Source organism: Halomonas alkaliantarctica, from assembly GCF_029854215.1.
GTDB lineage: Bacteria > Pseudomonadota > Gammaproteobacteria > Pseudomonadales > Halomonadaceae > Vreelandella > Vreelandella alkaliantarctica_A.
The window spans coordinates 991,233-1,011,736 of sequence record NZ_CP122961.1; the positions used below are offsets into that span (position 1 = coordinate 991,233).

At 54.6% G+C, this 20,504-nt stretch carries 16 protein-coding genes; 9 read left to right on the forward strand and 7 right to left on the reverse strand.

Features of this window, described 5'->3' with window-relative positions; genetic code table 11:
• Positions 1 to 94: 94 nt before the first annotated feature.
• Positions 95 to 1,264 carry an MFS transporter gene (locus QEN58_RS04400; protein ID WP_280105944.1) on the forward strand — a complete coding sequence of 390 codons (1,170 nt, stop codon included), beginning with the start codon at positions 95 to 97 and terminating at the stop codon, positions 1,262 to 1,264.
• A 14-nt stretch (positions 1,265 to 1,278) separates the two neighbouring features.
• Here the strand turns inward: QEN58_RS04400 and QEN58_RS04405 are convergent, their stop codons facing one another.
• Positions 1,279 to 2,211, reverse strand: coding sequence for a cation diffusion facilitator family transporter (locus tag QEN58_RS04405; RefSeq protein ID WP_280105945.1), 933 nt, complete (start codon positions 2,209 to 2,211; stop codon positions 1,279 to 1,281).
• A 168-nt stretch (positions 2,212 to 2,379) separates the two neighbouring features.
• On the opposite strand from QEN58_RS04405, the gene QEN58_RS04410 reads away from it, so the two are divergent.
• Positions 2,380 to 3,216, forward strand: a complete 837-nt coding sequence (locus QEN58_RS04410) for an alpha/beta fold hydrolase (protein WP_280105946.1) — start codon at positions 2,380 to 2,382, stop codon at positions 3,214 to 3,216.
• Positions 3,217 to 3,305: 89 nt separating this feature from the next.
• Here the strand turns inward: QEN58_RS04410 and nirD are convergent, their stop codons facing one another.
• From nirD to QEN58_RS04425, 3 genes are read right to left on the reverse strand one after another with little or no spacing between them, the layout of a single operon-like run.
• A complete protein-coding gene (gene nirD, locus QEN58_RS04415) occupies positions 3,306 to 3,707 on the reverse strand; it encodes a nitrite reductase small subunit NirD (protein ID WP_280105947.1) in 402 nt (133 codons plus the stop codon).
• A gap of 31 nt (positions 3,708 to 3,738) precedes the next feature.
• Positions 3,739 to 6,261: a nitrite reductase large subunit NirB gene (nirB, locus tag QEN58_RS04420; RefSeq protein ID WP_280105948.1), complete on the reverse strand. Its 2,523-nt coding sequence runs from the start codon at positions 6,259 to 6,261 to the stop codon at positions 3,739 to 3,741.
• A complete protein-coding gene (locus tag QEN58_RS04425; protein ID WP_280105949.1) occupies positions 6,262 to 7,578 on the reverse strand; it encodes an NAD(P)/FAD-dependent oxidoreductase in 1,317 nt (438 codons plus the stop codon).
• A gap of 764 nt (positions 7,579 to 8,342) precedes the next feature.
• On the opposite strand from QEN58_RS04425, the gene QEN58_RS04430 reads away from it, so the two are divergent.
• The 5 genes from QEN58_RS04430 to arfA all read left to right on the forward strand — a co-directional run bounded on the left by QEN58_RS04430 (position 8,343) and on the right by arfA (position 14,907).
• A complete protein-coding gene (locus tag QEN58_RS04430) occupies positions 8,343 to 11,120 on the forward strand; it encodes a nitrate reductase (protein WP_280105950.1) in 2,778 nt (925 codons plus the stop codon).
• Positions 11,080 to 11,976, forward strand: coding sequence for a uroporphyrinogen-III C-methyltransferase (cobA, locus tag QEN58_RS04435; RefSeq protein ID WP_280105951.1), 897 nt, complete (start codon positions 11,080 to 11,082; stop codon positions 11,974 to 11,976). Before QEN58_RS04430 ends, cobA begins: the two co-directional genes overlap by 41 nt.
• A 3-nt stretch (positions 11,977 to 11,979) precedes the next feature.
• Complete coding sequence (locus QEN58_RS04440) at positions 11,980 to 13,695, forward strand: bifunctional protein-serine/threonine kinase/phosphatase (protein ID WP_280105952.1); 1,716 nt, start codon at positions 11,980 to 11,982, stop codon at positions 13,693 to 13,695.
• 93 nt (positions 13,696 to 13,788) lie between these two features.
• On the forward strand, positions 13,789 to 14,607 hold the full coding sequence (gene dkgB, locus QEN58_RS04445) for a 2,5-didehydrogluconate reductase DkgB (RefSeq protein WP_280105953.1): 819 nt from the start codon (positions 13,789 to 13,791) through the stop codon (positions 14,605 to 14,607).
• Positions 14,608 to 14,733: 126 nt separating this feature from the next.
• Positions 14,734 to 14,907, forward strand: a complete 174-nt coding sequence (gene arfA / locus QEN58_RS04450) for an alternative ribosome rescue factor ArfA (RefSeq protein ID WP_280105954.1) — start codon at positions 14,734 to 14,736, stop codon at positions 14,905 to 14,907.
• A gap of 107 nt (positions 14,908 to 15,014) precedes the next feature.
• Here arfA and QEN58_RS04455 read toward each other — a convergent pair whose 3' ends face one another.
• Both QEN58_RS04455 and QEN58_RS04460 read right to left on the reverse strand, forming a co-directional pair.
• Positions 15,015 to 15,263: a hypothetical protein gene (locus QEN58_RS04455; RefSeq protein WP_280105955.1), complete on the reverse strand. Its 249-nt coding sequence runs from the start codon at positions 15,261 to 15,263 to the stop codon at positions 15,015 to 15,017.
• Between the two features lie 303 nt (positions 15,264 to 15,566).
• Positions 15,567 to 16,280, reverse strand: a complete 714-nt coding sequence (locus tag QEN58_RS04460; RefSeq protein ID WP_280105956.1) for a response regulator transcription factor — start codon at positions 16,278 to 16,280, stop codon at positions 15,567 to 15,569.
• Between the two features lie 169 nt (positions 16,281 to 16,449).
• On the opposite strand from QEN58_RS04460, the gene QEN58_RS04465 reads away from it, so the two are divergent.
• Complete coding sequence (locus QEN58_RS04465) at positions 16,450 to 16,965, forward strand: putative pterin-binding protein (RefSeq protein WP_280105957.1); 516 nt, start codon at positions 16,450 to 16,452, stop codon at positions 16,963 to 16,965.
• 18 nt (positions 16,966 to 16,983) lie between these two features.
• Entirely contained in the window at positions 16,984 to 19,221 is a 2,238-nt protein-coding gene (locus QEN58_RS04470) for a response regulator (protein ID WP_280105958.1), read from the forward strand.
• Here QEN58_RS04470 and QEN58_RS04475 read toward each other — a convergent pair.
• Entirely contained in the window at positions 19,185 to 20,393 is a 1,209-nt protein-coding gene (locus tag QEN58_RS04475; RefSeq protein WP_280105959.1) for an EAL domain-containing protein, read from the reverse strand. The two genes, QEN58_RS04470 and QEN58_RS04475, sit on opposite strands and share 37 nt — an antisense overlap.
• Positions 20,394 to 20,504 lie beyond the last annotated feature (111 nt).

Below are 20,504 nucleotides of genomic sequence, written 5' to 3' on the forward strand. Positions count from 1 at the left end.
AGTGTCTGGAAAGTGGAGGTTAAGTGTACCTTACCGCTGGACGGTAAGCGTGCGAGCTTAGTAGCTCAATGACTTACATCTTCAGGATTTCGCCATGAGCTACTCGATTAATCACGCGGTCAATAGACGAAGCGCTGCCTGCTTGGCCTTTGCGCTATGTACGATTACCACGGCGGTTAATTTACAGGCTCCACTTTACGATGCGCTGGCGGCGCGGGATGGTTTGGGCGTTGGTGCCACCAGCATTGCCTTTGCCTGCTATGTGGTGGGCATTATACCGGTGTTGCTGGGGTTAAATGGCTTGGCCGATCGGGTAGGACGCAAGCCATTAATAATGACTGCACTGCTGTTATGCCTCTTGGCGACCGGGATCACCCTGATAGCGCCCGGTTTGCTGGCGCTGGGTGTTGCTCGCTTTCTGCTGGGTATTAGTACGGGGTTAACGTCTGCGGTGGCTCCCGCTTATATGCAGATGTTGTTGGGGGGGCAGGATACCCGTGTGGCGACTAACTACGTAACGGCCAGTACCGCGCTCGGGTTTGGGTTAGGGGCCGCGGTGACGAGCCTGTTTGTTTTCCACACACCAAGCGTATCGCCACCCAGCCTGTGGATTTATTTGGCTACCGCTTCGCTGGCGCTGGTGGGAGTCAAAACACTTAAAGATCGTGCACCGAGCGCCACTAAACGTCCTATGCTGCGTTTGCCCAGCTATCCCCAAGGAACTATCTCCTATGGGTTGGCGATTTTGTTGGCCTGGGCGTTGGTGGGGCTAGTGATTGCGATTCTGCCCTCGGCATTGAGCCAACACGGTTTGTCCGCCTGGAGTGGCTTCGCCACCTTCGGTATCTGCAGCTGCGGGGTGCTGTTTCAGCCTTGGGCGAGAAGGCTTGCGCCGCGCAGCGCTACCCAACTGGGGCTGGTGATTTTGCCGATTGCTTATGGGTTGATCGCCTGGGGCGCTGTTCACGGCAATCTTGTGGCGGTGTTACTGGGCACGGTGGCTGCCAGCAGCGCCTGCTATGGGTTTATCTACCTGGGGGGATTAAGCGGCGTGTTGGCGATTGCGGATACCTCGGCTAGCCAACAAGCCACCCAAGCCAGCGCGGGCTATTTTTTGATGGCCTATCTGGGCTTCAGTATTCCGGTGATCACTACTGGGGTACTCATTGATGCGGTAGGGCATACCTTGGCGTTAGCGCTATTTGGCCTTGCGCTGCTGTTTGGCGTGATCGCCACGTTAGTTCTATTGCGCAAGGCTCGGTAATTTTGACAACCGATCTATGGTTGCTTCTCTACCAAGAGCCCACAGGAGGGCGCGGCCCAGCGTGTATTGGTGGTAAACACTACGTCACATACCACGGGAGAATAGTAGCGGCGCACCTCGTCATCGACGCGTGCCCTGAGTAAATCCTGGCTGGTGACCGAAATGTCGGATGCTTCTGGCAGTACCACATGCACCATCACATACAGCAGGCGCCCAGGGCGAACCATGCGCACGCGCACTTCTTGGGTGTCGATATCTGCCAGGGCACTCGCCACGGCTTGGCGAACGGGCACCGCGATAACTTCTTCTGGAGTTTTGTTGAGCAGCTCCTTCAATGCTTGGGAGGCCATCCGCACCGGCACGCCCAAACATAGCACCACCACAGCAATGACCAACACTGAATCCACGTAGGGCAGAATCGCCTGCCAGCCTAGGCGCTCAAACAGCATCACCAGGCAGAAGGCGGCGAGTACAGCGGCAGAAATGACGCTGTTGACTAACCAGTTGAGTTTGTCTGCCGCTACCAGTGGGCTGCTTACGTGGCGCTGGCTGCGGTGCATCACCCAGGCGGTGAGTGAACAAGCCGCGGTGGCGAATAGCGCGTACAGCACCGCCAAGCCCGCCGCGATCTCACGGCCGCCGGTGAGAAGGGCGGCAATGGCATCGACCAAGGCAAAAATAGACACGCCTAAAATAAGCAGCCCTTTGCACAGGTTCACCAGCGACTCAAAATAGCTATAGCCGAACGGATAAGATTCGCTATCGGGGCGGCTGGCTAACTTGCTCACTTTGATGGTCACCAGGGCAACGCTGAAATAGATCAGATTGAAAAGCCCATCCAACAGGATCGCTTGGGAGTTGGAGGCGAGTGTAGCTACGATGCCTGCACAACCAATCAGCAGCGCCATAAAGGCTGAAAACGCTAAAGTACTCGATTCTGTCTTCACAAAGGTTTCTTCCGGTATACATAGTCAAAATAGCCAATAAGCATAGCAACTTTGTTAGCGAATTATCGCATGCCGGCTCATTACGCACTTTTGGAAAGCATCATAAGTTCTACTAACCTAATGAGGCGTTTGTTTGATTCACGTTAAGCCAAACAGGAGGGTGAGACGATGCCAATGTTAAGCGTAGGAACGGAACAGGGCACGCCGGTTGAGCTTTATTACGAAGTGCGCGGAGCGGGCAAGCCCGTGGTGCTGATCCACGGTTGGCCGCTGAGTGGCCGCTCGTGGGAAAAGCAGGTGCCAGCGTTAGTCGAGGCGGGATACAAGGTGATTACCTATGATCGTCGGGGCTTTGGCGGGTCAACCCAGGCCGATGGCGGCTACGACTACGACACCCTAGCGTCAGACCTCAAGAAACTGATCGAGGCGCTGGATTTGCACGATGCTACCCTGGTGGGCTTTTCCATGGGCGGCGGTGAAGTGGCGCGCTACGTCTCCAGCTACGGCACAAGTCGTGTTAAAAAAGCTGTTTTTGCCGCGGCAGTACCCCCTTACCTGTATAAAGCCGATGATAATCCCGACGGTGGTCTTGATGATGACACCATCAACCAGTTCCTTGAGGGCGTAAAAGACGACCGCATTGCCTTCCTGGAAGAGTTTACCAAAAGCTTTTTTACCGCAGGCGAGCGTAGCGACTTAGTCAGTGAGCCGAACCGCCAGTATCATCGCGATATTGCCGCCTTTGCGTCACCCCAGGCGACCTACGACTGCATCAAGGCGTTTAGCTATACCGATTTCCGTGAAGATCTACCTAGCATCGATATCCCCACGCTAGTCCTCCACGGTGATGCAGATGGCATCGTGCCCTTTGAAGTCAGCGGTAAGCGGGCTCAGGAGCTACTGCCCAATGCGCAAACGCAAGTGATCAAGGGCGGGCCCCATGGTCTCAATGCTACCCATCCTGATGAGTTTAACCAGGCGCTGATTAGCTTTTTGAATGAATAACGTTTGAGGGTAGTTTGAAGGTAACGGCTGCGAACAACAACGCCGCCCTAATGGCGGCGTTGTCGATTTATCAAGGCTCATTAATGTGGTTACCCCTCAACCCACACCTCATCACCCTTAAATTCCACCTTCCAGGTACGTAGCTTAACGTCCTCATCCTCTAAACACTGGCCGTCTTCAAGGCGGAAGTGCTGCTTGTAGATAGGCGAGGCGACGACAGCCGCACCTTTAAGGTCGCCAACGATGCCTCGAGCGATCACGTTAGCATTTGAAAAGGGGTCATGATGATCGAGAGCATAGAGCTCATCGCCCTTTCCTCGCAGCCCGGGCAAGTAGAAAATAGCGACCTGGGCGGGGCCTTCGGCGGTTTCCAGCCAGGCGGCGACGCCGGAGAACGCGACTAGATCTGCTTTTGTACAGACTTTTTGCCACGCCTTACTGTTTGGAACATCCGCCATATCCATCTCTTTTTTCAGTGCCGTTGCGGTCATTGGGTGCCTCTTTTATAGCTATTCAAAAGCGTCAGTGAGAAGTTGTCTGGGCAGGCCTTGGCTGGCCGCGCTCGGAAGTCATGATGATTGACGGATCCGGGCGGTCATCGTTGACGAAGCTGCGGAAGCGCTTGAGTTTCTCTGGGTCGCTGATGGCGTCGGCCCATTCACACTGGTAGGTATCCACCACAGTTTGCATCTGGCGCTCCAACTCGTCGTTGATGCCTAAGCTGTCTTCCAGAATCACCTCTTTGAGGTACTCCAGGCCGCCGTCGAGGTTTTCACGCCATACCGATGTGCGCTGCAAGCGATCGGCGGTGCGCACGTAGAACATCAAGAAGCGGTCAATGGTGCGGTAGAGCTGCTCGTCGTCCAGGTCGGTGGCAAACAGTTCGGCGTGGCGGGGGCGCATGCCGCCGTTACCGCAAACGTAGAGGTTCCAGCCGTTTTCGGTGGCAATAATGCCGATGTCTTTGCTCTGGGCTTCGGCGCACTCGCGGGTGCAGCCGGAAACGCCAAACTTGATCTTGTGGGGCGAGCGCAGACCCTTGTAGCGGTTCTCTAACTGAATCGCCATGCCGACGCTGTCCTGAACGCCGTAGCGACACCAGGTGCTGCCCACGCAGGATTTCACCGTGCGCAGCGATTTACCGTAAGCGTGACCGGTCTCGAAGCCTGCAGCAATCAGCTCTCCCCAGATATCCGGCAGGTCTTCCAGGCGTGCGCCGAACAGGTCGATACGCTGGCCGCCAGTGACCTTGGAGTAGAGGCTGTATTTTTTGGCCACTTCGCCCAGTACGATCAGTTTGTCTGGAGTAATTTCGCCACCGGCAACACGCGGCACCACGGAGTAGGTGCCGTTTTTCTGCATGTTGGCCATAAAGGTGTCGTTGGTGTCCTGCAGGGGGATATGCGCCGCGTCGGTGATCGGCTCATTGAAGCAGGAGGCCAGAATGGACGCCACGGCGGGTTTGCAGATGTCGCAACCCAGGCGGTGAGTGTCGGCGTTGCCGTGTTTTTCGATCAAGTCAGTAAAGGTTTTGATGCCCTCGACGCGCACAATATCGTAAAGCTCCTGGCGGGTATGGGCGAAGTGCTCGCAAATCGATTTATCGACTTCGACACCGCGGGCTTCAAGTTCGTGGTCAACCACGCTTTTGAGCAGCGCTGTGCAGCCGCCGCAGCCGGTGCTGGCTTTGGTGGCCGCTTTGACACCGCCTAGATCTACCGCGCCAGCGTCAATAGTGGCGCAAATGTCGCCTTTGGCGACGTTATGGCAAGAGCAGATGGTGGCGGTTTCCGGTAGCGCTCCAGGGCCGAGGGTGGGAGCTGCGCCGCTGCTTTGGGGCAGGATCAGCGAAGCGGGTTCATCGGGGAGCTCAATACGGTTTGAGTAGTACTGTAGCAGCGTGTCATAAACGCTGTTGTCGCCCACCAGCATCGCGCCGAGCAGCTTTTTACCATCGCTGGAAACCACCAGCTTGCGATACTCCTGCTTGATGGGATCCAGATAGCGGAACATCCGCGCGCCGGGGTTCTGATTACCATGGGCATCACCAATTGAGCCTACGTCAACACCCATTAGCTTAAGCTTGGTGCTCATGTCGGCGCCGCCAAACTGAGTGTCACCGCCGGTCAACGTCGAGAACGCCGCTTTGGCCATTTGGTAACCGGGGGCCACCAAGCCAAAAATACTCTGATTCCACAATGCCACTTCGCCAATCGCTAAAATAGCCGGGTCGCTGGTCAGGCACTGGTTATCCACTACCACGCCGCCGCGTTCACCAATCTCCAGGCCGCAGTCCCGGGCCAACTGGTCGCGGGGACGAATGCCAGCGGAGAACACGATTAGGTCGGTTTCCAGCACCTTGTCGTCTTGGAAGACCATGCGGTGGCGGCTCGCCTTGCCATCCTCAATACGCTGGGTGGCCCGTTCTAGAAGTACCTGTACGCCCAGCGCTTCGATTTTTTCGCGCAGTAGCTCGCCGCCTTCGTTATCCACCTGCATGGGCATTAGACGTGAGGCAAATTCCACCACCGCCGTATCGAGATTTAAACCGCGCAAAGCATTAGCCGCTTCCAAACCCAGCAGGCCGCCACCCACCACCACACCGGTGGTGGCGTTTTCGGCGGCAGCGCGGATATCGTCTAAATCGTCCAGGGTGCGATAGACCAAACACCCTTCCCGGTCGTTGCCGGGAATCGGCGGTACAAAGGGGAAGGAGCCGGTGGCCAGCACCAAGCGGTCGTAGGGGTATCGCCCTTGATCGGTGATTACTTCTTGCTGATCGCGGTCGATCTCAATCACGGCTTCGCTTGTGCGCAGTTCCACACCGCTAACGGCGTAGTAATCTGCTTCGCAAAGGGCTAGCGAATCGGCGTCGCGACCGCTGAAGTATTCAGATAGGTGTACCCGGTCATAGGCGCGGTGGCGCTCTTCGCCAAACACGGTGACCTGATAGCGCTCAAGGGCGCCGTTATCGACGAGCTGCTCGACCAGGTGGTGGCCGACCATGCCGTTACCAATAATAATAAGCTGTTGTTGGGTAGACATTTAAGCCGCCTCCGACGTTGTATGAGAAGAGTGTTTTGAAGAGTCAGGAGTAACTGGAGATACCGCTTCGCGTAGCACCTCGACATCAGCACCACCAAAGAGTAAGGCTTGGCGGTAAGGGTTGAGATCGGTACCCGCGAGCGCTTGCTCGAAGTACCAGGGGCCCTGGCTGGTGTCGCCGTAGAGCACTGCCCCTTCAATCTGGCCGTTGCGTAAGAGCAGGCGGCGGTAGTCGCCGCGCTCAAGGTCGTGGTAATTCAATACATCATGCTCGGCGCTGGCCTCGGTGGGGCCAAAGGCATAGAGCGCTACGCCACTGATTTTGAGTTTGGTGGCGCTGGGGGCATCTGCGTAGCCTTGGGTGGCCGCGCCGCACAGCGTTGCGGCAAGCACCTCTACCTGGCGCCAGATCGGTTCCACCAAGCCATAAGTGGTGCCCTCAAACTGGCAGCACTCTCCCAGCGCTGAGATCGCCGGGTCGCTGGTGGTGAGCCATTCGTCCACCACAATCGCTCGATCCGTGCGCAGATCTGCATGGCAGCCAAGTTCCGCATTAGGGGTAATGCCCGCGGCAACGATCACGCTGGAGGCGTTCAACTGGCGGCCATCGGCAAGATGCACCTTGGCGACCCGGCCCTGTGCGTCGCTTTCTAGCCGTTCTAGCTGGGCACCGGTGATGATGTTCAAGCCGCGTTGCGTTAGGGAGTCTTTGAGCAAGTGCGCAGCGGTCGTATCCAATTGGCGATTCATCAGCTGCTCGCTGCGCTGGAGCACGCAAACGTTGATACCGTTGCCACGCTTACGCAGCCCTTCGGCCGCTTCAAGACCGAGTAGGCCGCCACCAATCACGACAGCATCGCCGCCGCGCTGAGCAATGGCCTCAAGTGCTTCGGCATCTTGCAGGTCGCGAAAGCCGTGTACGCCCTCAAGCTCAATACCCGGAACATCGGGCAGCGCTGGGCGTGAGCCGGTGGCGATGACTACATGGTCGTAATCAAGCGATCGGCCGCTATCGGTGGTCAACGTTTGGCTTGCGCGGTCAAGCGTCTTGACCTTTTCACCGAGTATCAGGTTGATGCCCTGTTCGGCGTACCACGTGGTGTCGCGCAGCGTAAGCGCCTCCTGCTGCATCTCACCGGCCAACAGTGGCGAAAGCAGAATACGGTTATAGGCGGGAGTTGGCTCTGCGCCCACTACCGTGATGCGCTGTGGGCGTATGGGCTGTTTTACCAACGCCTCAATCAGGCGGTGGCTTGCCATACCATTGCCAATGATCACCAGATGGTCGTTGGGCGAGCACCGGGAAGTGGTTTCCATGGGTGGCTCCTCTGTGTCTTTGCGGCTGCTTGAGCACCAAACAAAAAAAACGCCCCTGTTTCGCACCTCTTTGCGAACAATCGCAAAAGCGTGCGTAACAGGGGCGTCGTTGCCCGATAGCGTCTTTTTAAACGCGCGACAACCGCCATTGGCTGTCAGCTGATTAAAAACCTTACTCTGTAATAAGCAAAGAGCTAGCCAATTGGCCGTTTAACATATTTTTTTAAGTAACTTCAGTTGCTTAGATATGGGTGATGGAGAAGCGATAACACGACTCTTAGGATAGGCTGCACAGTGATGGTGCGAAAAGGATGGCGGCGTGCACTTTCACACACCATTTAGCGAGTAGCAGGTGCTAAAACAAGTCTAAAAAGAGCGTTGAGTCGGCATCACTTTATTTTCAAATATCTGTTTATAAAGAGTAAGTTTTAAAAGGGTGGGTTTTAGGCTTGCCTTTTGCAGCTATCTGGACAACAAGTTAGTTAACAAGGGATAAGCGCTCATTGCTTGGCGATGGCAGCGAATAACTCCAAAGCCGTTAGAAAAACAAGTAGCCGAATGTGTAGCTGTTAGAAAATCTTCATTTGTTTGAAGAGATTATTGTAAAGAGTAATGCACCGATGAAGGTGCGCTGTGGCAACGACGTCCAGCCCTCTTCTCTCAATGCGTTTATATAGAGCATTAGAGAAAGGGACTGGGCGTTTTTTTATGCCCGGTATTTATATACGTATATACGGCGTTCAGGTAAGACCCGAGGAGTAGTTATGCGTGGGGCAAAAGCAGGGCAGCAGACCAAAACGACGCAGCAAGCCAAAACCACATGCCCGTACTGTGGCGTTGGCTGTGGCGTGACGGCAACCGTTGAAGCGGGCACGCTGAGCGCTGTCGAGGGCGACCGCGAGCATCCGGCGAACTACGGGCGGCTGTGTGTCAAAGGTTCTGCGCTACACGAAACCTTGGGACATCAAGGGCGGCTGACTCACCCTCGCGTAGATGGTGTTGAGGTCTCCTGGGACATCGCGCTAAGCACTACTGCCGAGCGTTTAAACGCCCTACGCACTGAACATGGCAATGATACAGTTGCAGCGTACCTTTCCGGCCAGCTGCTTACCGAAGACTATTATGTCGCCAATAAGCTGTTTAAAGGCTTTTTGAGCACGCCCCATTTAGATACCAATTCGCGGCTCTGCATGGCCTCAGCGGTGGCCGGGTACAAGCGTGCCTTCGGTGCGGATGCGGTGCCGTGTAACTACGAGGATTTGGAAGAGGCGGAGCTGATCGTGCTGGTGGGTTCCAACCTGGCTTGGAACCACCCGGTGCTCTATCAGCGCATTAAAGTGGCTAAAGAGCGCAATCCGCTGATGCGCTTGGTGGTGATCGACCCGCGGGTCACCGATAGCTGCGAAATCGCCGACCTCTACCTGGGGATTAAGCCAGGCAGCGATGCTTCTCTGTTTAACGGCCTGCTGGCGTGGATGGCGCAGCGCCGCAAGCTCGATACCCTTTACCTTGAGCGCCACACTGAAGGGTTTGACGATGCCCTGGCGGCGGCCCAGCAAACCGCGGGTTCGGTGGCGGAGGTAGCGGCGGCCTGCGATGTCGACCCCGAGCGCCTGGAAACCTTTTATTACTGGTTCGCCAGTCAGTTGCATGTGGTCACCCTCTACTCCCAGGGCGTTAACCAGTCTGCCAGCGGCACCGATAAATGCAACGCGATTATTAACTGCCATTTGGCTGGCGGCAAAATCGGCTTGCCGGGGGCGGGGCCGTTCTCGATTACTGGCCAGCCCAACGCCATGGGTGGCCGCGAAGTGGGGGGGTTAGCCAACCAGCTAGCCGCGCATATGGATTACCACACCCCAGGCGCTCTCGATCTGGTCAGCCGCTTCTGGGCTACCGACAGCCTTACACCAATCCTGCCGGAAGGGCCCGGTTATAAAGCAGTGGAGCTATTTGAAGCTATCGAGCGTGGCGAAATAAAAGCGTTGTGGGTGATGGCCACCAACCCCGCGATTAGTCTGCCAGATGCTGCGCGGGTGCGTGCTGCGCTGGAAAAATGTCCGCTGGTGATTGTTTCCGAGTGCGCTGCCCATACCGACCTGCTGCCTTATGCCGACATTGTGCTGCCTGCCTCGGGGTGGTCGGAAAAAGATGGCACCGTGACTAATTCCGAACGGCGTATTTCTCGCCAGCGGGGCATGCTGCCACCCCCCGGTGAGGCCCGCCACGACTGGTGGATAATGTGCGAAGTGGCGAAACGGTTGGGGTTTGCCGAGGCGTTTAACTACACGCACCCCTGGGAGATTTTCGACGAGCACGCTCGCCTCTCTGGGTTTGAAAACGGACTTGAAAACGGCTTTGATAACATCACGGTGCCCGGCAGCCCGCAGCGGTTGTTTGATATATCGGGTTTGGTGGGCCTGGGCCGGGATGGCTATGACGCCTTAGCACCCATTCAATGGCCGGTCACAAAGGCCGCACCCCATGGCACTGCTCGGCTGTTTGAAGATGGCGAGTTTGCCACCCCAAATGGCCGCGCCAAGCTGCTGGCGATACATCCCCAAGGGCCTGAACAGGCGCTGAGTGCCGCCTACCCGCTGCGTTTGAACACCGGCCGGATTCGTGATCAATGGCACACCATGACCCGCACTGCGCGCTCACCGCGGTTAATGAATCACCGCGCCGAACCCTTTATGGATGTGCACCCAGAGGATGCCCACACCGCCGGTGTAACCGATCAAGGGCTAGCGGTGTTAACCGCCGCGAAAGGCGAATTTCGTGCCCGGGTGCGGGTCTCCAATGCCCAGCGCCGCGGTGAGGTCTTTGTGCCTATCCACTGGACTGACTGCTTCACCCGACAGGCGAGAAGCAGCGCGCTGATCGACAGCATTACCGATCCGCTCTCTGGGCAGCCGGAATCGAAGCACGGCGCCGTGGCGCTGGCGCCGCTTGCTACTGATTGGCAGGCCACCCTATTGGTCGCCGATGGGGCAACGGAATCAACACCTTGGTGCACCAGCGCCTACTGGACACTTATTCCCATGCGCGGCTGCCAGCGCTGGCAGCTTGCCAATACGCAGTCTGTTAATGACTGGTTGGCGCAGCTGAAAACGTGGCTGCCCGGCGACGTATCGGTCATCAGCCAAGACCCCACTAACGGACGGCTGCGCGCCGCCTGCGTGGAGAACGATCAGTTGCGCTGGTGGTTGATGGTCGGCCCGCCCAAAGAGTTGCCAGGGTTGGCGTGGCTGGAAGCACGTTTTAACGAGGCGGCGCTGAGCGATACCCATCGCCGCCGCCTATTAGCCGGCTGTGACGATGGCGCTGCGGATACCGGCCCGGTGGTGTGCAGTTGTCATCAGGTGGGCCAAACCACCATCGTCAATGCGATCCGTGAGGGCGACACCAGCGTAGAAGCGTTGGGCGCCAGACTCGCCTGCGGCACCCAGTGCGGTAGCTGTATTCCCGAATTGAAATCACTTATTGAAGAGGAGCGGCCCAATGCCCACACTAAGCAACCCCTTGCTACAGAAGTGGTTTAACGCCTTTACGCGGTTATCGCATCGCGCGCTAACGCCGTTGGTTCAGCAGGCTGCAGACATACGTTTCCCACTGCGTGGCGAGTGCCGCGCCGGGCAGGTTTACTTGGTCGGCGCAGGCAGCGGCGATGCGGAGCTGTTAACCCTCAAGGCTGCACGCTTACTTATGCAGGCGGAAGCCGTGGTGTATGACCGCTTGGTAGGTGATGACGTGCTGGCGCTGATTCCTAGCGGCAGCGAGCGCTACTACGTAGGCAAAGCCCGCGGCCATCACAGCGTACCGCAAGCTGAGATCGGCGAGCTGATGGTAAAACTCGCCCGCGAAGGTAAATCGGTGGTGCGTCTGAAGGGCGGTGATCCGGCGGTATTCGCGCGGATGGGCGAAGAGCTGGACGCCCTGGCTGCCGCCGAGATCCCTGCTGCCATTGTGCCAGGGATTACCGCGGCCTCAGCCGCTGCTGCTTGTATGGGTATTCCGCTCACTGATCGTGGTCATGCGCAGCAGTTGCGCTTTGTGACTGCCCAGCTCTGCCGCGAAGACGGTACGCCGGATTGGGCGTCGCTGGCGCGTAAGGATGAAACCCTGGTGTTTTATATGGGGCTTTCAAAAGTGAGTGCAATTTGCCACGGCCTGCGCCAGGCAGGCCTGCCGGATGAGTGGCCAATCATGCTGGTGGCTAACGCCAGTCAAAGTGATCAGCAGTCGCTGGTGGGGTCGCTTGCGGATATGCCCGAAAAACTCGCTGCAACACCCTTACCGTCACCTTGCTTAATTGTGGTGGGCAGCGTCGTGCAAAGAGTCGCCACGTCGCCCGCTGCCTTATCCACTGCGTCTCACTGTCACGAAAGCGCTCGCTAACCGATGGCAGCGTTGACCATTTCGCTCGGCCAGCACTCTGATAAAGGGCGCAAGCCCAGCAATCAGGATTTTTATGGCGCTTATCTACCCAGCGAACCCTTGCGCACCACCAAAGGCATTGCGGTCGCGTTGGCAGATGGGATTAGCAGCAGCGAGGTAAGCCGCGAGGCGAGCGAGGCGGCGGTGGGTGGTTTTTTGACAGACTACTTCGCCACCCCGGCCACCTGGGCCGTTAAAACCTCGGCCCAGCGGGTTCTGCAGGCCACCAATGCATGGCTTTACGCCCAAACCCGGCAAAGCCAGTACCGCTACAACCTGGATCGCGGCTATGTGTGTACCCTGAGCGCGATGGTGATTAAATCCACCACTGCGCACCTGTTTCACGTTGGCGATAGTCGTATCTATCTGCTCGCCAGCAATACGCTGGAGCCACTGACCGAGGATCACCGCTTCTGGGCATCCCGGGAAGTCAGTCATTTAAGCCGCGCCATGGGGGCCAGCCAGCACCTGGAGCTGGATTATTCCTCGGTATCGCTGAGCGTGGGCGATGTGTTTGTACTCACTACCGACGGTGTTTATGAGTGGCTAACCGGCGCCGAAATGGCCGCGCTGATTCATGCTAATTGGGGCGATCTTGACGCGGCGGCTGAGGCGCTAGTCGCCGCAGCTATCGATAATGGCAGCGACGATAACCTCACCGTGCAAATTGTGCGCATTGACACCCTGCCTGAGCGCCACGCTAATGAACTCTACGCGGCGCTGAGCACGCTGCCATCACCGTCTGAACTGCGCCCAGGGAGTGAGCTGGACGACTACCGTATTGTGCGTCAACTTCATGCCAGCAGTCGCAGCCATGTTTACCTCGCGGAAGAGGTAGCGAGTGGCGAGAAGGTGGCATTAAAAACTCTCTCAACCGAGTTAAGCCAAGATCCCGCGAGTATCGAGCGATTTGTGCGCGAAGAGTGGATTGCACGGCGTATCGATAATCAACACGTGCTTAAAGCCCCCGCCCAAGAGCGCCCGCGCCACTATCTTTATACCGTGCTGGCGTATATAGAAGGGCAAACCCTGACCCAATGGATGCACGACCACCCCAACGCTGAATTAGCTAGCGTACGCCCCATCGTCGAGCAGATTGCTAAAGGGCTGCGCGCCTTTCATCGCCTGGAAATGCTGCATCAAGATTTGCGCCCCGACAACGTCATGATCGATAGCCACGGCACGGTAAAGCTGATTGATTTTGGCGCTGCCAAGGTGGCGGGCATTGCCGAAGAGGTCAATGCGGCTAGCGACGATATTCTAGGCACCGCCCAGTACACCGCGCCGGAATATTTTCTGGGTGAAGGTGGCACGCCCCGTTCGGATCAGTACTCGCTGGCGGTGATCACCTACCAGATGCTAACCGGCACGTTGCCCTATGGCACCGAGGTGGCCAAAACCCGCACTCGGGCAGCGCAGCATAAGCTTGCCTACCAATCGGCGCTTAGCGAGAACCGTGAACTGCCTGCCTGGGTAGATGGGGTGCTCCAAAAGGCACTTCATCCCAATCCCCACAAACGTTTTCCGGCTCTTTCGGAGTTTATTTTCGAGCTACGCACGCCCAGTCAAGAAATGCTGAAACGTGCTCAATTACCGCTACTAGAGCGCGACCCGGTGCTGTTCTGGAAGGGAGTGTCGCTAGTGTTAGCGGTAGTGGTTATCGCTCTGTTATTGCGTTGATAGCACTACTGTTGAACAAAGAGCAATAAACAGTGGGGTTGAAGTGGGGCGCACTCCACCCCATGTTAGTTAACACGCTATCAATAGAAAAGGATGTTAATGATGCAAGATGTAATGCCTAACCCCGGTTTCGGCACCTTTCGCCTGGAAGGCGATACGCTCAAGCAGAGCATTCATGCGGCGCTTGAAGCGGGGTATCGGCACATCGATACGGCGCAGTTTTATGGCAACGAAGCGGACGTCGGCGAGGCTATTCGTGACAGTGACGTGCACCGCAGCGATATTTTCCTCACCACCAAAGTTTGGTTTGACAACCTTGAGCCCGCAAGGCTCAAGGCCAGCGTAGACGAAAGTCTCCAGAAACTGGGCACAGGATACGTCGACCTGTTGTTGATTCACTGGCCATCGCCAGAGAATGAAGTGCCCATGTCCGATTATTTGACAGCTCTAAAGGAAGTCAAAGCGGAAGGTAAAGCGTGCCACATCGGTATTTCTAACTTTACCTGCAACCAGGTTGACGAGGCGGTTAGTATCCTGGGTAAAGGTGAAATTCTGACCAATCAGATCGAGGTTCATCCCTTCCTGCAGAACCGTAAGCTAGCTGAGCACTGCGAGCACCAGGGTATTCAAGTAACGGCATTTATGCCGCTGGCCGTGGGTAAGGTTATGGACGACCCGACTCTGAAGCAGATTGCCGACGCACATAACGCCACGCCTGCGCAAATTACCCTTGCTTGGGTTGAACAGCGCAATATGATTACGATTCCTTCATCGACCAAAGCGCGTAATATTCAAAGCAACATTGCCGCCTTTGATATCATGCTAAACGACAGTGATATGGCTGAGATTGCCATGTTGGATCGTCAGGAGCGTATTGCTAACCCCGACTTTGCTCCCCACTGGGATGAGTAAGGGGGACTAATAAGCAGGGCTTGAAACGCTAAGCGATGAACGCTAATAGATGAACTTCAATTGATAGTATGTGTCGTAGTGGATGCCTGCCCAGGCAGGCATCTTTAAAAAAGAACGGAGAAAACGATGAAACAGCGCAAGATAAAAGACAACGCGTTAAAAGCGCAGCTGCGAACGCCGATGTTTAAAATGCAGCAGCAAACCCCGAAAAAAGGTAAAGGCAGCTACTCTCGTAAAGGGCGTATCACCAAGCAAGAAGCTAACTTCGTAAATAAGCAGGGCTATAGCCAAGCCGCTTGAAACACGTTTTTGTGTTCGACGGCTTGGCTATAGCTCTGTCATTGCGTTCTACAGCCTGACTTCAATTAATAAAACGCCCCGGCCACTTCCTGTGACCGGGGCGTTGGCTATGCCAAACTACTCCCGCAATGTGGACATTTTTCGTAGGCGTCGCGGGTTTCAGCCTGATGGCGTTGGTTGCGCTGACTTGGTTCCTCTACGCCATGAATAGACACCAACTGGCCTTGCTCCCAGCGTAAGCCGATATCTTTTAACAGGTGCGGGTCATGAAAGCGCGGGTCTTCGTAAAAGCGCCGCTGGGTGCGTGAGTGCTTTAAAGCGTTGAGTAACTTGCGAGTAATGGTTTCAATTGCCATGGGGTCGATCTCCTGGGTTAGGAGGCCGGGCAACATCGCGATCAGGGAGTATCAAAGAACGATAAAACACTTTGCCGCGACACTTGCCGCGGCCAATTTCTCTCTATAACTCTGGCACGCGACAACAATAAGCCGATACCGCATTATTAATAATGCGGTGCAGCTTATTCATTCGGGTCGCGGAGCTTTGCCAGTGCATGATGAGGTCTCTGAAATTCTTACTGTAAGAACATCTCGTTAATCAAACAGCTGCCTTTTCAAAGCAGCTCTTATCTTTTAACCCATGCTTATATGAGCGTCAACCTATTCGGCGACTTGTTGTAAGTGGGAAGTGTGGCAAGGCTCCATGCGATACCCTGACTGATAAACGCTGCGTAGTCGCAGGCCATGACGACCATCCAACTCTAGCTTACGGCGTAGGCGGCTAACGTGGGTGTCCACGGTACGCGTCGATACATCTCCTTTGATACCCCACACCAGCTCTAGTAAGTGCGCACGGGTAATGAGCTCACCAATTTTTGAGAAGAAGAGAGTGGCTAACCGATACTCCCGCTCTGTTAAATCAATGGCGTTGCCCTCGACGCTGATATAGTGCTCCTCGGTATGCAGGGTAAATGTTTCGGGGCAAGCAGGTGCTGGACGGGACGTTGCATACCCAGAGCGTCTGCCTAACGCACTCACTCTGGCAAGTAGTTCACTGGGGCGGAGAGGCTTGGCGAGAAAGTCGTCGGCACCCTGTTCGAGAGCTTTGACAACGTCGTCTTCACCCTGGCTGGCGGTAATAAACAGAATTGGGCCTTGCCAACTCTCATGGTTGCGCAAGTGGGCAACAACATCCATGCCATCGCTGTCAGGAAGGCGCCAATCGATAATCAGCAGGTCAAATGTTTGCTGCTGCGTTGCCCGGCGAAGCTCGCTGGAGCGGCTAAACAGCGAAACCTGGTGTTCTGCCGTTAGTAGGCATTGTTCAATAAAGGTTTGTTGGTCGAGGTCATCTTCAAGTACGCCAATATGCATGGTGGTTTCCCATATTATCGTTTTATAAACGTCACACGCGTAGAAGCGGCAAACTCATACGTTAAGTTTAGTTGATGATGATGCGTTGACACAAAGGTTCACAGTTTATCCGCAGACGGCCGATATATACTCATTGCACTATCAATCGCTAATACTGAGGTGCAGCTTGATGCGTCGTTCTTTGTTTCTTCAAGTCAGGCAGGGCATCGTCGCGATAGGTATTGCCTTGCTGTCGTCCCAGGCTATTGCCTTGGAAGTACCTGCAGGCCCGGTAATATTGGTAGTGAGTGGAAAGGTGGGGCAGACTAATGTGGGTGACGAAGCCCATTTTGATAAAGCGATGTTAGAAAGTTTAGGGCAGCACGAAACGATTACCCGTACGCCCTGGCACGACGGCGTGATTGGCTTCTCTGGCCCCTTGGTGCGAACTATTTTGGAAGCCGTCGATGCCGAGGGGGATGATATTCGTGTGGTAGCGTTGAATGAGTACGCAGCGACAGTGCCCATCAGTGATTTTGAGAATTACGATGTCATTCTTGCCATGACTGCAAACGGTAAAGCGCTGCGAATTCGCGATCAGGGGCCGCTGTTTGTCATTTACCCTTTTGACCAGCACCCTGATCTGCTAAACGAAGAGGTATTTTCGCGCTCTGTGTGGCAGGTGGCACGCATCGATGTCGAATAAAATAATCGGACAATTGCCATGCTGGCCTTATTGAAGTTCTATTTTTCCCGCAGCACCAGGGTCGCTACATTCTCAGCGATCCTTTTTTTTCTTTCAGCGCTAACCACTGGCGGGATTATTTATAGCCGTCAACACGTGCTGGAGAATCGCCTGCTCGAAAACTTGTTATGGGCCGGGTATCAGTTTGATCGAGAGGTGCGCGAATTGCGCCTCTCACTGTTCGAAACGGGTGCTGGGAAAGCTACGGTTGATGACGTATTGATGCGTTTTGAAATTCTCTTCAGCCGACAGTCACTTTTTTTTCAAGGTGAAATCGGAAAAATCGTGGCGAGACTTGAGGCTGTTGGGACGATCTTTCAACAAACTCAAACCCACATTTTAGAAATGGAAATCCTACTCGAAGCGGTATGGAACGACTCTGCTCAGTTAAATAGCGAATTAACGGCTACTCTCCTGCAACAAACGGCTGAGCTACAGCAACTTACCGGTAATATTTTGAACGAAACTAACGCCCATGTTTCCCAGATGCATAGTGAGGAACACCGCGCATTAACGCGTCTCTACGGGTTGGTGCTGTTGCTTATCGTCTTGTTAATGTTTTCAGGCGGTATGCTGGTTCGCGCGCTGATTATAGAAGGGCGCTCCAGCTATAGTAAGGCCCAGGCGTTAGAAACCAAGGGCCAAGAGCTAAATGAGGTAGCCAAACGAGCAGAGAAGGCGAGCCTAGCAAAATCAGAGTTTATGGCGGTGATGAGTCATGAAATTCGTACACCGTTAAATGGCGTAGTGGGCATGGCGGATTTGTTAAGCGAGGAAGTGAAAACAACAAGTGCGAAGACTTATCTAGCCGCCCTTAAGCGCAGTGCTGAGAGTCTGAGAGCTGTAATTAACGATATTCTTGATTACACTAAAATCGAATCTGGGCGCCTTGATCTGGATGTTCAGCCGTTTGATCTCCATCAGTGCATCGACCAGCTTTGTGAAAGCTATACCCTCCGCGAACCGAAGGCAAAGGTCGCCTTTAGTTACACGATCGATCCGGCACTGCCTCGATATGTGTTGGGAGACATCGCGCGTCTACGCCAAGTCATGATGAACTTAATCAATAATGCCTTGAAGTTCACGGAAGAGGGATTCGTTAAGTGCCAGGTAAAGCTTCTTGGGGACGATAATATTTTAGTGGAGGTGCATGATACTGGCTGTGGTATTGCGGAAGCGGATCAAGGGCAGCTCTTCTCGGCTTTCTCGCAAGTGGATACCTCAATGGCGCGTCGTCACGAAGGCACAGGTCTTGGGCTCGCAATTTGTAAACGCTTGGTCGATGCCATGCAGGGTGAAATAGGTGTTAACAGCCAACTGGGGCTAGGTAGTCGGTTCTGGTTCACCGTCAGCCTACCGGAAACCGAACCTTTGGCCATTTATCAAAGCGGTGAACACCCGCCAGCAATGGCCCCCCATCATATTTTGGTGGTAGAAGATAATCCGCTAAATCAAACGGTGGCTCGCGTTATGCTTGAGCGCCTTGGCCAGCAAGTGACGGTTGCAGATAACGGCCAGGAAGCGCTTGAGCAGTTGAAAGCTGAGCATGGTCGTTTTGATTTGGTGTTAATGGATATGCAGATGCCTAAGCTGGATGGCACGGAAACCACGCAACGCTGGCGCGATTATGAAGCTGTGCATCAACTGCCTAAGCTGCCCATCGTGGCAATGACCGCCAATGTGATGCCAGAGCATCGTAAGCGCTGCATGCAAAGTGGCATGGACGATATGATTCATAAGCCTTTTACACGCGATGAGTTACATCAGGTGGTCTGCCGCTATCTTTTAAACGACGACAGTATTGATTTTGTCAGCATTCACGCTATTGCTCCTACTAAAAAACCTGAATCGCTGGGCGATAGCGTTGGGGCAGTTCAAGTGCTCGATCAGCGTATCTGCGAAGAACTGCAAAGCACATTTGAGCCCAAGGCATTGGATACGCTGCTGACCACCTTTTTAACGCGGCTTGGTGAGCGTATCGCTCGCCTGAATACCTACTGGCAGCTAGAGAATCGACAAGCCTTGTGTCAAGAAGCCCATTCACTAAAGGGCGCCGCTTCTTCTCTAGGCTGTGCCGCGATTGCTGAGCAAGCAAGCCAATTGGAGCAAGCAGCGCTAAAAGCCCCACTTAGCGAATTGACGGTCTATCTGGAGCGTTTAGTTGCTCTTGAGGCCATTACTCAGCTGGCTTTGGAGCAAGAGAGTATGCTCGTTTGATGGATTGTTGGTGCGGAAGGTGAGTATTCGTGCATCCAGGTGTTGAAAGCATCGGCGGTTAACGGGTGAGCAATACAGTAGCCTTGTCCAACCGCGCACCCAGCTTCAACAAGTTGGGTGAACTGCGCCTGCGTTTCGATGCCTTCGGCGACTACAGTCAGCCCTAGGCGTTTGCCTAAGTCGATAATCGACTCTGTTATCACCAATGCTTCCTTGTCCCGATCGATCAGTGAGACAAAGCTGCGGTCAATTTTGAGCTCGCTGAAAGGCAACCGGTAGAGCTGTGTCAGAGAGGAGTGACCGGTACCAAAATCATCTAACGCCAATGTACAGCCCCGTTGTCGCAACGCTTTAAGTACGTAACAAGCGTAACCCAAACACTCAACCCCCGCCGTTTCAGTTAATTCCAGGGTAATCTTGCTAAGAACAGCATGATGCTCTTGGGTGAGTTGATCAAATGCTTCGAGTACACCTTCTGCTTGAATAAAGGCCGCCGGTATATTAATCGAAACATTTAAGTCCCATCCTTGTGATAGCCATTGGGCTTGCTGCTTGAGGGCAAGCTCAATAACGGACCATGTGAGTGGAAGCATCAGGCCGTTTTGCTCTGCTAGAGGGATAAAGCTGTCGGGGTATAGCACGCCGCGTTGAGGGTCTTGCCAGCGAACCAGCGCTTCAACGCCAATAACCTGACCGTGTTGGGTGCCTTGCTGGAGGTTTATTTGGGGTTGAAAAGCTAGAAATAGCTGTTGTTCACGTATGGCCTTCGCCAATTCATCGCCCCTAGGCGCTTTGGGCGCTTTTTTTAATGGCCTAAGGAATGTCGTTAGGCCGGTGAGGAGATTGGATTTAGATAGGAAACCTAACATTTTCAAGCCTTTTGCTTCACCTGCTGCAAGAGCATGCGCAGCAGTTTCTTCCGTACAACTGCTAATTAATAAAATTGAAGCGTTTAAGCGTAAATCATACAGATATTCCAGAATATCAAGACTCGTAAACTCACCTAGCCCGATATCAAGCAATATCAGCTCGACATTGAGCAGGTCAGGTTGGCGCACCAGTTCGCCAAAACTGCTTGCCGTCATCACCTGGTAACCGTGCTGGCGTAATAGCATTCTGACCAAGAGTTGGACGTTACAATCATCGTCAATAATTAAAGCATCAGACAGCATACGTGTACCTTTGATGATTACGATGAGCGTCTGTGGTTAGACAAAGCGCTTGTTGAGATGAATAATCATTATATAAGCTGGTAACAACACTTCCTTGGACTCAGCGTAAGC